This window comes from Neobacillus niacini (assembly GCF_023715415.1).
Taxonomy (GTDB): Bacteria; Bacillota; Bacilli; order Bacillales; family Cytobacillaceae; genus Neobacillus; species Neobacillus niacini_C.
Genome location: NZ_JAMBOB010000001.1, coordinates 249,569 through 263,847 on the forward strand (window position 1 = coordinate 249,569; position 14,279 = coordinate 263,847).

General features: G+C 38.7%; 15 protein-coding genes. All 15 read right to left on the bottom strand.

Annotated elements, in window-relative coordinates; all coding sequences use genetic code 11:
- Nucleotides 1-275 precede the first annotated feature (275 nt).
- The 15 genes from trmFO to ffh all read right to left on the bottom strand — a co-directional run bounded on the left by trmFO (nucleotide 276) and on the right by ffh (nucleotide 14,277).
- Complete coding sequence (trmFO, locus tag M3189_RS01085) at nucleotides 276-1,583, bottom strand: FADH(2)-oxidizing methylenetetrahydrofolate--tRNA-(uracil(54)-C(5))-methyltransferase TrmFO (protein ID WP_251631004.1); 1,308 nt, start codon at nucleotides 1,581-1,583, stop codon at nucleotides 276-278.
- Between the two features lie 198 nt (nucleotides 1,584-1,781).
- Nucleotides 1,782-3,860, bottom strand: coding sequence for a type I DNA topoisomerase (gene topA, locus M3189_RS01090; RefSeq protein WP_251631006.1), 2,079 nt, complete (start codon nucleotides 3,858-3,860; stop codon nucleotides 1,782-1,784).
- Nucleotides 3,861-4,297: 437 nt separating this feature from the next.
- Complete coding sequence (gene dprA, locus M3189_RS01095) at nucleotides 4,298-5,164, bottom strand: DNA-processing protein DprA (protein ID WP_251631008.1); 867 nt, start codon at nucleotides 5,162-5,164, stop codon at nucleotides 4,298-4,300.
- 71 nt (nucleotides 5,165-5,235) lie between these two features.
- Nucleotides 5,236-6,138 (bottom strand): succinate--CoA ligase subunit alpha, encoded by a 903-nt coding sequence (gene sucD, locus M3189_RS01100; protein ID WP_251631010.1) that lies wholly within the window; start codon nucleotides 6,136-6,138, stop codon nucleotides 5,236-5,238.
- 23 nt (nucleotides 6,139-6,161) lie between these two features.
- Nucleotides 6,162-7,322 (bottom strand): ADP-forming succinate--CoA ligase subunit beta, encoded by a 1,161-nt coding sequence (gene sucC / locus M3189_RS01105; protein ID WP_251631012.1) that lies wholly within the window; start codon nucleotides 7,320-7,322, stop codon nucleotides 6,162-6,164.
- A 223-nt stretch (nucleotides 7,323-7,545) separates the two neighbouring features.
- On the bottom strand, nucleotides 7,546-8,322 hold the full coding sequence (locus tag M3189_RS01110; protein ID WP_251631014.1) for a ribonuclease HII: 777 nt from the start codon (nucleotides 8,320-8,322) through the stop codon (nucleotides 7,546-7,548).
- Nucleotides 8,323-8,413: 91 nt separating this feature from the next.
- Complete coding sequence (gene ylqF / locus M3189_RS01115; RefSeq protein ID WP_251631016.1) at nucleotides 8,414-9,289, bottom strand: ribosome biogenesis GTPase YlqF; 876 nt, start codon at nucleotides 9,287-9,289, stop codon at nucleotides 8,414-8,416.
- Nucleotides 9,290-9,309: 20 nt separating this feature from the next.
- The gene (gene lepB / locus M3189_RS01120) at nucleotides 9,310-9,861 is read right to left on the bottom strand and encodes a signal peptidase I (RefSeq protein ID WP_251631019.1); all 552 of its coding nucleotides are present in this window, start codon (nucleotides 9,859-9,861) and stop codon (nucleotides 9,310-9,312) included.
- Nucleotides 9,862-9,943: 82 nt separating this feature from the next.
- A complete protein-coding gene (gene rplS, locus M3189_RS01125; RefSeq protein ID WP_034675704.1) occupies nucleotides 9,944-10,288 on the bottom strand; it encodes a 50S ribosomal protein L19 in 345 nt (114 codons plus the stop codon).
- Nucleotides 10,289-10,435: 147 nt separating this feature from the next.
- Nucleotides 10,436-11,176, bottom strand: coding sequence for a tRNA (guanosine(37)-N1)-methyltransferase TrmD (trmD, locus tag M3189_RS01130; RefSeq protein ID WP_251632031.1), 741 nt, complete (start codon nucleotides 11,174-11,176; stop codon nucleotides 10,436-10,438).
- On the bottom strand, nucleotides 11,176-11,694 hold the full coding sequence (rimM, locus tag M3189_RS01135; protein WP_251631021.1) for a ribosome maturation factor RimM: 519 nt from the start codon (nucleotides 11,692-11,694) through the stop codon (nucleotides 11,176-11,178). Before rimM ends, trmD begins: the two co-directional genes overlap by 1 nt.
- A 14-nt stretch (nucleotides 11,695-11,708) precedes the next feature.
- Nucleotides 11,709-12,095, bottom strand: a complete 387-nt coding sequence (locus M3189_RS01140) for a YlqD family protein (protein ID WP_251631023.1) — start codon at nucleotides 12,093-12,095, stop codon at nucleotides 11,709-11,711.
- Between the two features lie 212 nt (nucleotides 12,096-12,307).
- Nucleotides 12,308-12,538, bottom strand: coding sequence for a KH domain-containing protein (locus M3189_RS01145; RefSeq protein WP_133369424.1), 231 nt, complete (start codon nucleotides 12,536-12,538; stop codon nucleotides 12,308-12,310).
- A gap of 5 nt (nucleotides 12,539-12,543) precedes the next feature.
- Nucleotides 12,544-12,816, bottom strand: a complete 273-nt coding sequence (gene rpsP, locus M3189_RS01150) for a 30S ribosomal protein S16 (protein ID WP_251631025.1) — start codon at nucleotides 12,814-12,816, stop codon at nucleotides 12,544-12,546.
- A 108-nt stretch (nucleotides 12,817-12,924) separates the two neighbouring features.
- A complete protein-coding gene (gene ffh, locus M3189_RS01155) occupies nucleotides 12,925-14,277 on the bottom strand; it encodes a signal recognition particle protein (protein ID WP_251631027.1) in 1,353 nt (450 codons plus the stop codon).
- Nucleotides 14,278-14,279: the final 2 nt, after the last annotated feature.

The following is a 14,279-nucleotide window of genomic DNA, read 5'->3' on the forward strand; positions in this document are numbered from 1 at the left end:
ACACTAGAATAGTATGAAAACTTTATTCATTTATTCCCGTCTATGTATGGGCATATACGTTTCAATTGATTCCACTAAATCCGCACTTGTTCATCCATGAACAAGATGAATTTACACTAAGCATATGGGATTGTCCAATTGTATATTGTGATAAAGTTCTCACCGTTTGTAAATAGTTGTGAACGAACGTTACTAAATCAGTCACATTTATTAATATGTCCACCTCACAAAGGCTACTAAAGCGTAACACACTTCTATTCCCCTTGCAATAAATTTTACAAAACTTTCACAAAGTTCTGAATTGTTTCTAAGGCCCTGTTTGCATGCTGCATATTTCGTTCCTGTTTTCCCTTGATTTTTTCTGGCAATTCCGGAAACAGTCCAAAATTAGCATTCATAGGCTGGAAGTTCTTTGCGTTCGCTGTGGTGATATAACGTGCCATACTACCAATAGCAGTTTCAACAGGAAACTCTACTGGGCTATTCCCCTGTGCCAATCTTGCAGCATTTATTCCGGCAGCTAGGCCACTTGCAGCAGATTCTACATATCCTTCCACCCCTGTCATCTGTCCAGCAAAAAACAGATTTTCACGTTCCCTAAATTGGTAAGAAGCTTTTAGAACCTTGGGTGAATTGATAAACGTATTTCGATGCATAACCCCATAACGCACAATCTCAGCATTCTCAAGTCCTGGTATTAACTGCAGCACTTCTTTTTGTGGACCCCATTTTAAATGTGTCTGGAAACCAACTATATTATAAAGGGTTCCTGCTGCATCGTCTTGGCGCAATTGCACAACAGCATAGGGTCTTTTTCCTGTTTTGGGATCCTCTAAACCAACTGGCTTTAATGGACCAAATAACATTGTTTTCTTTCCTCTTTGTGCCATCACTTCGATTGGCATACAGCCTTCAAAAAAGATTTCCTTTTCAAATTCCTTTAAAGGAACTGTTTCTGCTGTAATTAGCGCTTCATAAAAGGTGTTAAATTCTTCCTCGGTCATTGGACAATTTAAATATGCAGCTTCACCTTTATCATATCGTGATTTCAAGTAAACCTTATCCATATTGATGCTGTCTTTTTCTAAAATAGGTGCTGCAGCATCGTAAAAATAAAGGTAATCCTCACCCGTTAAAGTTTTTAATTGGGCGGATAATTCAGGACTTGTTAATGGACCCGTTGCGATTACCGTAATTCCCTCAGGAATTTCCGTCACTTCCTCATTAATGACCGTTACATTTTCATGATTTCTTACCATTTCTGTCACTTTAGCCGCAAACTCATGTCGGTCAACCGCCAAAGCTCCCCCAGCTGGGACTGCGCATGCATCTGCAGCAGCGATAATAACAGAATCGAGCAATCTCATTTCTTCCTTTAATACTCCAACCGCATTTGTTAAGGTATTTGCTCGTAAGGAATTACTGCATACTAATTCAGCGAATTTATCAGTATGATGAGCGGGAGTTTGTTTAACTGGTCTCATCTCATAAAGCCTGACTTTTACACCCCGTTTAGCGATTTGCCAAGCAGCTTCACTCCCTGCCAGTCCAGCTCCAATTACATTTATTGTTACATCGTTCATGATTAACCTCCTGATTCTTACAAAGCTAATGACCATAAGTCAGCTTTACTATTTACTATGTTTACTTTTCCCTCTTTTTAGCCCATCTTGCATTGTACTATACGAATCAAAAACAAAAAAGTTTTATGATTATAAAAAAAAGCGGCAGCATTGGAGCTGTACGGAAAGAAATATAAAAGAGTGAGCTGTGCTCACCCTTTAACTTTGTGGTTCTTCTTTGTAGTCACATTCTGTGCATTGTACTTGGACGCCTTTTTTTAATTTCTTTTCAACGAGCGTTCCTTCACATTTAGGACATGCTCTTGGTAAAGGCTTATCCCATGAAATAAATTCGCATCCCGGAAACTTATCACAGCCATAAAAGATTCTTTTCTTCTTACTTTTACGCTCAATGATATTTCCCTCTTTACATTTCGGACAGGTAACGCCAATTTCTTTTACAATGGCTTTAGTATTACGGCAATCTGGGAAGTTGCTGCATGCCATAAATTTACCGTATCTGCCCATTTTAAATACCATTGGGCTTGAGCATAATTCACAATCTTCGCCTGCTGGCTCATCTTTAATTTCAACCGACTGCATCTCTTTTTCGGCAATCTCTAGATGCTTCTCAAATTCCTGATAAAAACCATCAATGATTTCAACCCAGCGGACTTTACCATCTTCAATATTATCTAAATCTTGTTCCATTTTGGCGGTAAAATCAACATCTAAAATATCTGGGAAGAATTCAGACATTAATTCGTTACAAATTTCCCCTAACTCCGTCGGAATAAAACGTTTATTATCTAATGCTACATATCCGCGCTTTTGGATAGTATCCAATGTTGGTGCATAGGTAGAAGGACGGCCAATTCCTTGTTCTTCAAGCGTTTTAACTAAACGTGCTTCCGTATACCTTGGAGGCGGCTGGGTAAAATGTTGTTTTGGTTCAATGTCCTTCTTAAAAACAACATCGCCCTCTTGTAAGTTAGGCAGCATTTTGTCTCGTTCTTCAACTTGGTCATCCGTACTTTCGACATACACCTTCATAAACCCGGGGAATTTTATCTTCGAACCGGTCGCACGGAAAAGAACATTTCCATTCTGCAAATCAACGCTCATTGTATCCATTACCGCCTGTGCCATTTGACTTGCTAAGAATCGCTCCCAAATTAGTTTATATAACCGAAATTGATCCCTTGATAAAAATTGCTTTATACTATTTGGATCTCTGAAAGTACTAGAGGGACGAATCGCCTCGTGAGCATCCTGTGCATTTGTTTGTTTTTTCTCTTTTCTTTGTTCTTCCTTTAAATAATCCGCACCGTATACGTCACCAATATAATCCGCTGCCTCTTTTTGGGCTGTTTCGGATATACGGGTTGAGTCTGTTCTCATATATGTGATAAGACCGACCGTTCCATCTGAGCCAAGCTCAATTCCCTCGTATAACTGTTGCGCCAGCATCATCGTTTTCTTAGCTCGGAAGTTAAGCTTCCTAGCCGCTTCCTGCTGGAGGGAAGAGGTGATAAAAGGCGGTGAAGGATTTCGTTTGCGTTCTTTTTTGGTTACTGAGACCACATTAAACTTATCGCCATCCATTTGATTAAGGATTTCCTCAACATCCTCTTTTGATTTCAACTCTGTTTTTTTCTTATCTGCAAGAGAGAAATAAAGAGCACTAAAATGATCTTTTCCCTTAACAAAATCCCCTTCAATTGTCCAATACTCTTCAGGTACAAATGCTTTAATTTCCTTTTCTCGATCAATAATTAATCTGACAGTGATCGATTGAACTCGTCCAGCGCTTAATCCCTTTTTCACCTTTTTCCAAAGGAGCGGGCTAATGTTATATCCAACAAGACGATCTAAAACCCTTCTTGCCTGCTGTGCATCAACCAAATCCATGTTTATGGGACGTGGATGTTTAAAAGATTCTTTTATCGCATCCTTCGTTATCTCATTAAAAACCACGCGGCAATCAGAAGTAATATCAACATTTAAACTATGGGCCAAATGCCAAGCAATTGCCTCCCCTTCGCGATCAGGGTCAGCCGCGAGAAAAACTTTTTTTGCTTTTTTTGCAGCAGTTTTTAATTCCTTTAAAACTGGACCTTTTCCACGAATTGTAATGTATTTGGGTTCAAAATTATTTTCTTTAGAGACTCCCATTTGGCTTCGAGGCAAATCACGCACATGTCCCATGGATGCTTTAACTTTATATTTTTTTCCTAAGTAACGCTCAATTGTTTTCGCTTTTGCCGGTGATTCTACGATTACCAGAAACTCTGACATGCAACTAATCCTCCTCAAGGGGATATAAGAAATGTGAAAGCACTCAGATTAAACTGTGCTTACAATTTGAGAAGTTTTCCTAAATTCCAAATTTCTCAACTCGGACCTGTGAAAATACTTTACAAAAACCTTATCCCTGATTTACTCCATTTATATAACCATTTTTTTAAAATTGGAAAAAGTATTCATTATTAATACTTCTTATTCTTAAACAAATAACTTTTGATGTCAACAATGACGAAACCGTTTACAACTAGTTAATGATAATAATGCGCCAAATTATTCCTATTTAGACATTCTTTTTTTCAAATATCTGTTGGAAAATGTATAACATATTAGAAATAATTTCAAGCCTTTTTAGCATAAATCTCCAAAAATTCGAAAAAAACCTTTAAAAAACTGCAATTTTATTTAATATAAAGTAAAATCACTAAAGTTTATATCGGAAGTTCATCTAATATATCCTCACTACTCATTACAGGCTTAGCCCCCTGCTGAATTAGGTCATTTGTACCCAATGAATACGGATTAAAGATACTTCCAGGAAGGGAAAAAACCTCACGTCCCTCATTGACTGCATAGTTAGCAGTGATGAGAGAACCACTTTTTCGTTTTGCTTCTATTATAAATGTACCATTTGACATTCCGCTGATGATTCGGTTACGTGCTGGAAAATGCCACCGTTCTGGCTTTGTATCTGGCGGATATTCTGAAACAACCAATTGCGTTTTCATCATTTCTGTTGCTAATTCACTATTTTCCTTTGGATAAATATGATTCAATCCTCCAGCAATAACCGCAATGGTATCTCCGCCATTCTTCATTGCATTTTCATGTGCGAGAGTATCTATACCATTAGCTAATCCGCTGACAATAACCACTCCTTTTTCCACTAGTGGCGGAAATAGTAACCGAATGGCACTCTTACCATACTGTGTCGCTTGGCGTGAACCCACTACTGCAAGCTTTGGTTGTTTTTCGAGCAGAGAAAGATTTCCCTTTGCAAATAAAACCCAGGGCGGCTGGTAAATTTCTTTTAATAAACTGGGGTAATTTTCATCTAGTATTGTGATTACCTTAATCCCATTTTTTTCATATTTTTGGATTTGTTCTTTAATGATTTCTGATTGTAAAGAAGTGGTCGAAGGAAGGTTTGTGTGTGCTGTGGAAGAGAATAGGTTTTGTTGGATGTACTGTGATTTCCTTTGAAGAGTTGTGTCTTTCATTATATATTGTAAAACTGCAGTCCATGAAATACTTGGGTAGTGCATTAGAGCAATGAGTTTTTCTCTAAAATCATCCATTCTTGACCTCCATTATTAATGATAAAAAGAAGAAATAGTCCCTAGTTTAAAGGGACTATTTCTTCTATTTTTTAGTGTGTTACACACTTATCGTATATACCTTGTTCTTTTAGAACTTCAATTAACGTTTCACCCATAACAGATGGAGTGTCAGCAACTTTAATTCCGCATTCATTCATAACACGGATTTTTTCATCTGCTGTACCTTTACCGCCTGAAATGATTGCACCAGCATGGCCCATACGCTTTCCAGGAGGAGCTGTACGACCGCCGATGAAGCCGACTACAGGTTTAGTCATATTTGCTTTTACCCACTCAGCCGCTTCTTCCTCTGCTGTACCGCCGATTTCACCAATCATAATAACAGCATATGTTTCTGGGTCTTCATTAAACGCTTTTAATACATCAATGAAGTTTGTTCCGTTCACTGGGTCGCCGCCGATTCCCACAGCAGTAGTTTGACCAATTCCTGCTTGTGTTAATTGATGAACTGCTTCATATGTTAATGTTCCAGAGCGGGAAACAACACCAACATGTCCTTTTGTATGGATGTAACCAGGCATGATACCAATTTTACATTCATCTGCAGTGATAACACCAGGGCAGTTAGGACCTACTAAGCGAGTCTTTTTGCCTTCCATATAACGTTTTACTTTCACCATATCCAAAACTGGAATATGTTCAGTAATACAAATAGCAAGATCTAATTCAGCATCTACGGCTTCGATAATAGCATCAGCAGCAAATGGTGCTGGAACATAGATAACAGAAGCAGTAGCGCCTGTAGCAGCAACAGCTTCACTCACTGTATTAAAAACAGGTACTCCTTCAACCTCCATGCCGCCTTTTCCTGGAGTAGTACCAGCAACAATTTGTGTACCATATTCAAGCATTTGTTTTGTATGAAAAAGGGCAGTTGAACCTGTAATCCCTTGAACTAATACTTTCGTATCTTTATTAATAAAAACGCTCACGTTAATTCCCCTTTCTTTCGATCCTATTTCACAAGTGAAACGATTTTTTGTGCACCGTCAGCCATTGATTCTGCAGGAGTGATAGCTAAACCAGACTCAGCAAGAATCTTCTTACCTAAGTCAACGTTTGTTCCCTCTAAACGCACAACAAGAGGTACACTTAGTTGAACCTGCTTAGCAGCTTCTACAACACCCTCAGCAATGACATCACATTTCATGATACCGCCAAAAATATTTACAAAAATACCTTTTACGTTTGGATCAGAAAGGATAATTTTGAATGCTTCTGTAACTTTCTCAGCTGTTGCACCGCCCCCAACATCGAGGAAGTTCGCCGGGTCGCCGCCATAGTGCTTAACAATATCCATTGTTGCCATAGCAAGGCCGGCGCCATTTACCATACAGCCGATATTTCCATCTAATGAAATATAGCTTAAATCATATTTAGATGCTTCGATTTCCTTTGGATCTTCTTCTTCAAGATCACGGTACTCAAGTATATCTTTTTGACGATATAATGCATTTGAGTCAAAGTTTAACTTTGCATCTAATGCCATTACTTTTCCATCTCCAGTTACAACCAATGGGTTGATTTCGGCAATTGAACAATCCTTTTCAATATACGCATTGTATAAGCCCATCATGAATTTAACAGCTTGATTTACTAGCTCTTTTGGAATGTTAATATTGAATGCAATTCGACGAGCTTGATATGGCATTAAGCCCACAACCGGATCAATTTCTTCCTTGAAGATTTTCTCCGGAGTTTTTTCTGCTACTTCTTCAATTTCTGTTCCGCCTTCTTCAGAAGCCATAAGCACAACTCTTGAAGTAGCGCGGTCTAAGACAAGGCCCACGTAATATTCTTTTTTAATATCACAGCCTTCTTCAATTAATAGTCGCTTTACTTCTTTACCTTCAGGACCTGTTTGGTGTGTAACCAACGTTTTTCCGAGGATTTCGCTTGCATATGTACGCACTTCTTCAAGGTTTTTAGCAACCTTTACTCCGCCGGCTTTACCCCTGCCGCCTGCATGAATTTGCGCTTTTACTACACATACTTGTGTACCTAATTCCTTTGCGGCTTCCACTGCTTCTTCAACACTGAATGCCACTTTGCCATTAGGAACACTTACCCCATATTTTCTGAGGATTTCTTTCCCCTGATACTCATGGATATTCATTTCCCATCCTCCTATCAAACTCTTCAAAAAATTGACTCCGTTTTCATTTTATAGAATGACAGATACCTTGTCCACCATTATGCGCAAAAAAAATTATTATCCTCATAATATTATGAATTCTCACGTCTCATCAATTAAAGCGCTTTCATATAAGAAGAAGCCAAATTTTAACAACTAATTACTTTTTAACAATAACAAAACAAGCAATAAGATGCTTGTTTTGTTATTTGCCTAGAATCATTTCCTTTACTGGAGCAAAGCTTTTTCGATGATAAGGTGTAATACCATGCTTTTGAATCGCCAAGATATGTTCTTTTGTTCCATAGCCCATGTTGTTCTCAAGGCCGTATTCCGGAAACTCAGCCGATATTTTTTTCATTAGCGAATCTCTTGCCACTTTTGCAACGATGGAAGCTGCCGCTATGGATACGCTTTTTGCATCCCCTTTTATAATAGACTCCACGATATAAGGTGTTTCGAGCTTCATAGCGTCAACCAGTAAAACTTCTGGATTGGACGGAAGTGAAGCAATTGCAGCTTTCATCGCTTTTTTAGTAGCCTCGTAGATATTAATAGAATCAACTTCTGCTGCATCAATCATCGCAACACTAACAGCTATTGCATCTCTTCTAATGATTTCATCATATTCAGTCCGCTTTTTCTCTGTAAGCTTCTTGGAATCATCAATACCTGGCAAATAAAAATCCTTTGGTAAAATAACCGCTGCAGCTGCCACTGGGCCTGCAAGCGGTCCGCGGCCAACTTCGTCAACACCGGCAATATACTTATATCCTTGTTCACGCCATTTATTTTCATAGACATTCATCTCATTAAACTTTTCCTGAAGTTGTCTTTCCTGTTCCATTTTCCTATGCCATTTATGTATAAGGTGTTGAACACCTTTACGCTCATCCTGCTGGAGTTTTTGTAAGATAGGGTCATTATCAGACTTTATGTATTTAAGCTGTTGTTCTATTTCTGCTATTGTTTGTACTTTCATTTTCTTCACCCGTTGTAATGATACCTTCTCCTGCATTTAATTTCAATGACAAAAATAAACAAAAAACTCACCACATGGAGAGTTCATTTGTTTATTTATTTTCAATTTTATCCGCTATATCGCTTGGCCTTTCGAAAGTAAGCGGTCCAAATTTCTCAGATCTAATTTCTCGAATGACTAAATCTGAAACTTTATCATAATCAACGACTCCACCAGCCCCGAGACAGCCTCTGAGCTCCCCAATTTGGTCAAACATCTCTACCACATTATCAGGGACTGATTCAAGCTTATAGCGTTCCTTAAGTCTATCTGGATATCGTTCTTCTAAAAACTTAATTGAAAAAACAACGAGGTCCTGCAAATTCAGAAGAGTATCTTTGATTGCTCCAGTTACAGCTAACTTCTTTCCAACCTCTTGGTCTTCAAACTTAGGCCATAGAATACCCGGTGTATCCAATAACTCTAGCTCTTTTCCAACTTTAATCCATTGTTGGGCTTTTGTTACTCCTGGCATATTTCCTGTCTTTGCAATGTTTTTCTTTGCAAGTCGATTAATTAATGTTGATTTGCCTGCATTCGGGATTCCAACAATCATGGCACGAATGGCTCTTGGGTTAACAACACCTTTTGCTCTTAAACGATCAAACTTTTCCTTTAAGATTTCATGGGATGCCTTTACAATATCCTTCATACCCTCTCCGGCCTGAGAGTTAATAGCAATTGCTTTTATTCCTCTTTCAGCAAAATAGGCAATCCATTCTTTTGTAATTGCTTTATCTGCCAAATCGGCTTTATTTAAGAGGACCAGTCTTGGTTTATGTTGAATAATTACATCTATCATTGGATTGCGGGACGAGTAAGGAATTCGTGCATCCACTAATTCATAGATAATATCTACAAGTTTTAATTTCTCTGTGACTTCTCTTCGTGCTTTTGCCATATGACCCGGAAACCATTGGATTGTCAAAGCAGTCGTCACCTCCTAAACTATTTCAAGATATGCGCATCTTTTAATGGCCAGTAAACAATACTTGTTTTACCGATTATTTTTTCCATGGAGATGGTTCCAATATGCCTGCTGTCCTTACTGAAACGGCGATTATCACCCATGACGAACAATTCACCTTCTGGTACTGTTTCAACACCAGCAGGAGTTTCTTCAAGTGTAAACGGATCAGTTAAAGGTCCTTCGACTTTTTTCTTATACTCATCCAAATATGGTTCTTCGTACGCTTTTCCATTTACATATAAAGTATCATTTTTATATTCGATACGGTCACCCGGAAGTCCAATGACTCTTTTTATGTAATCCTTCTGTTCAGGCGCATGAAAGACGATAATATCAAACCGTTTAGGCTCACCTATATTATAGCTTAGCTTGTTCACTATCATACGGTCTTGGTGCTGCAGTGTAGGCATCATCGATAGCCCGTCTACTACAATTGGTGCAAAAAGAAAGTAACGAATGACAGCTGCCAATACAACCGCAATTAAAAGTGCCTTCGTCCATTCCCAAAGTTCATTTTTCTTTTTAATCATCTTTTGTTCCCCACCAATCACAAAAAAATGTTTGATAAGATAAGTACGAAAAAAGAGCTTGCAAAGCAAGCTCTTTCTTTTATTATCGAATTTCTTTAATACGAGCTTTTTTACCACGTAGCTTACGTAAGTAGTATAGCTTAGCACGGCGAACTTTACCGCGGCGCAATACTTCAAGCTTCGCAATTTTAGGTGTGTGTACAGGGAAAGTACGCTCAACGCCTACTCCGTAAGATACCTTACGAACTGTGAAAGTTTCGCTAATGCCACCACCACGACGCTTAATCACTACACCTTCGAATAACTGAATACGCTCACGAGTACCCTCGACAACTTTAACGTGTACACGTACAGTATCACCAGGACGGAACGCAGGTAAATCAGAACGAAGTTGTTCTTTTGTGATTTCTTCAATTAATTTTTGCATCGTTTTCAACTCCTTCCAACAGACGCTCATGCACATCTACTATCCTTTTCCATTGCAGCGGAACATCGTTATAAGACCATACTGAATACATTAATCAGCTCAAGTCACAAGAAGTATCTTAACATAAAAGACAACTTCATGCAATATCTACTCATATTCTTTTTTTATTTCATTCAGCCATTTCTCCTGATCCTTACTCAATTCTATTTTTTCTAATAAGTCTGGCCTCCTAAGGAGTGTTCGTCGTAAAGCTTCCTTGTTACGCCATTCTTCGATTAATCGATGATTTCCTTGCAGAAGGACCTCTGGAACCTTCATTCCGCGAAAGTCAGAGGGTCTTGTATAGTGAGGATGCTCCAAAAGGCCTGTGCTGAAAGAATCTTTCATATGTGACTCTTCATTCCCTAAGACCTCTGGCAGGAGACGAACAACACTATCAATCACAACCATTGCTCCAAGCTCTCCGCCAGTTAACACATAATCACCAATTGAAATCTCATCACTTACCACATGTTCACGAATTCTTTCATCGTAACCCTCATAATGCCCGCAGATGAACAGAAGATGTTCCTCTTTCGCCAATTCTTCTGCCAGTTTTTGGTCATACCGTTTTCCTTGAGGACAAAGTAATATCACTCTTGTTGTGTTACTGTTTGCTTTTTCCTTTAATGCTGCAACTGCATCAAATAGTGGCTGCGGCTTTAAGACCATACCTGCCCCGCCGCCATAGGGATAGTCGTCGACGGTTTGATGTTTATTATCAGCATAGTCACGGAAATTAACAACATTATAGTGAACAGCAGATTTTTGGGCAGCTTTATGTAAAATGGAATGCCCAAGCACCCCTGAAAACATCTCTGGAAATAACGTCAGTACATCTATTTTCATCATGAAAGTAGACCTTCCATCGGTTCAATTAAGATTACCTTTTCCTTCACATCGACTTTTTTCACAACATCTTCAATATAAGGAATCAATATTTCCTTGCCTGATGCCGATTTTATTACCCATACATCGTTAGCGCCTGGGGATAGGATTTCTGTAACCTTACCAATTTCCTCACCTCTAGTTGTCGCCACTAAGCATCCGATAATTTCATGGTAATAGTATTCATCTTCTTCAAGATTTCCAAGTTGAGATTCTGGCACCTTTAGGATACCGTCCCTAAACTTTTCAACCTCGTTGATATTTTCATACCCCTCAAAGGTAAGTAAATTAAAATTTTTGTGAGTTCGGTGGGTTTTTACCTTTAATTGAATGGGCTTATTAGATCCAGGCATAAACAAATACAATGTATTCCCCACTTTGTAACGCTCTTCTGGGAAGTCAGTTTTAGAAATCACCCTTACTTCACCTCTGATTCCGTGTGTATTGACGATTTTACCTACATTAAACCATTTTTCCATTTTGTTCGTCACCTCTATCTTATTTCCTCAATTATGCCATCTTTTATGATAATGGTTGTTTGCTCCATTACTTCATCCCAATTGTCGCCAACCTTCACTTCAACAAGGGCTTGTACTTCCTTTTGCTTTAGTTCACTGCCTAATGGTAGCATATGTAGTTGTTCAATTTGAAACTCATAAAGCTTTTCTTTGTCATGTCGTTTTTGCAGTTCTTTTTCAAAATGACTTTTAAGTGCGCTTGATTGATACTTTTTGGCTTTTTCTAACTTTTTTAACTCAAACTGTAGCTGCTCATATTCTTTTTGCATCTGCAGCTTGCCAGCAAAATATTTATCAAGTAGCTTTTGTTTACTTTGTTCCGTTAAGATTTGCTTTACAATAACAGTTTGAATAAGTTGCATAGAATTGCCTCCTCCTTCAATTTCCTGTTTTTCATTGTCTAGCTTCAGCGCCTAGGGGCTCTCAGGTCTAAGCCAATCCATCAAGAAGGTAAAAGAGCAACCTTCTCGCCGGCTCGTCTTATGCCTGTCGCCCCTGTGCAAGTCGCTTCCGCTTTTCATGATAGCAAAAAAGGGAGGAATTTTATTCCTCCCTTTCATCTAGATGCAAAAAGCTATTCACCAATTTCTAGAAAAATTTTCTTTTGTTGTGATGATCCTGCTGCATATACAACAGTCCTTATGGCCTTTGCAACACGCCCTTGCTTACCAATCACTTTTCCCATATCTGTCTTATTAACAGTAAGATGAAAAGTAATTCGTTGATCTTCTTCGTTGACATTAACTTGAACATCCTCTGGAAAATCAACAAGGGGCTTAACAATACTTTCAATTAATTGCTTCATAGCAATTACTTGCTGTGCTTAGCATTATGGAATTTTTCCATGATGCCTTGGTTTGAGAAAAGGTTACGAACTGTATCAGATGGTTTTGCACCGTCTTGTAACCATTTAAGAGCCAAATCTTCGTTGATTTGGACTGCAGCTGGTTGAACAACTGGATTGTAAGTTCCAATAACTTCAATGTAACGTCCGTCACGAGGAGAACGAGAATCTGCTGCTACGATACGATAGAAAGGAGTCTTTTTAGCTCCCATACGCTTTAAACGAATTTTTACTGCCATTTTAAATAAGCACCTCCGAATAGTTTCACACAAGATAGTATATTATCAATTATTAATTCATTTGTAAAGTGTTTTTTCTTTACAGTAGTATTGCCAATTTTTTCAGCTTTAAAACGGCTTGAACGGAAATTTAAATCCGCCCTTTTTCTTGCCTTTTTGCTGCATTCCTGTCATTTGCTTCATCATCTTCTTCATGTCCTCAAACTGTTTTAATAACCGATTTACTTCAGGAACAGTTCTTCCGCTCCCTTTAGCAATCCTTTTTTTACGGTTTGAATTCAATATCTCAGGATGATCTTTTTCTGCTTTTGTCATGGACCGAATGATTGCTTCCACATGTGCAATTTGTTTTTCTTCGATTTGAACATTGTTCAAACCTTTAATTTTATTTGCACCAGGCATCATTTTTAATAGTTCATCAAGCGGTCCTAAATTACGGACTTGTCCGAGCTGTTCCAAAAAGTCATCAAGCGTAAAAGTCGCCGTCCGCATCTTTTGTTCTAGCTCTTTTGCCTTTTCCTCATCAACATTCGCCTGTGCCTTTTCAATAAGCGTTAAGACGTCACCCATTCCGAGGATCCTTGAAGCCATACGTTCGGGATGAAAGGGTTCAATTGCATCCATTTTCTCGCCTAAACCGACAAACTTAATCGGTGTTTGAGTAACAGCACGAATAGAAAGTGCAGCTCCTCCACGCGTGTCACCGTCTAGTTTAGTTAAGACTACTCCCGTCAAACCAAGCTGTTCATTAAAGCTTTGGGCTACATTAACAGCATCTTGACCAGTCATTGCATCAACAACAAGAAAAATTTCGTCTGGTTTCGTAAGTTCTTTAATATCCTTCAGTTCACCCATTAATGCTTCATCAACATGCAAACGCCCAGCAGTATCAATAAGGACATAGTCATTATGATCTTCTTTTGCTTTCGCAATGGCTTGCTTTGCAATTTCGACCGGGCTAACTTGATCACCAAGAGAGAAGACAGGCATATCCAATTGTTTCCCCAGTGTTTGAAGCTGTTTAATGGCCGCAGGACGGTAAATATCAGCGGCTGCTAGGAGAGGCTTACGATTGTACTTTTTACGAAGCAGGTTTGCAAGCTTTCCTGTTGTCGTCGTCTTACCCGCACCCTGAAGTCCTACCATCATTATGACTGTCGGCGGACGATTAGAGGCTGCAATTTTGCTTTGTTCCCCGCCCATCAAAATCGTTAATTCCTCATTAACAATTTTAATGATTTGCTGGCCTGGTGTTAAGCTTTTTAATACTTCTTGTCCTACTGCACGTTCGCTGACTTTTTTAACAAAATCCTTCACGACTTTAAAATTAACGTCAGCCTCGAGTAATGCAAGACGGACTTCACGCATCATTTCTTTTACATCCGCTTCCGTAACCTTACCTTTTCCACGGATTTTTTGAATCGTATTCTGCAGTCGGTCGGCTAATCCTTCAAATGCCATTC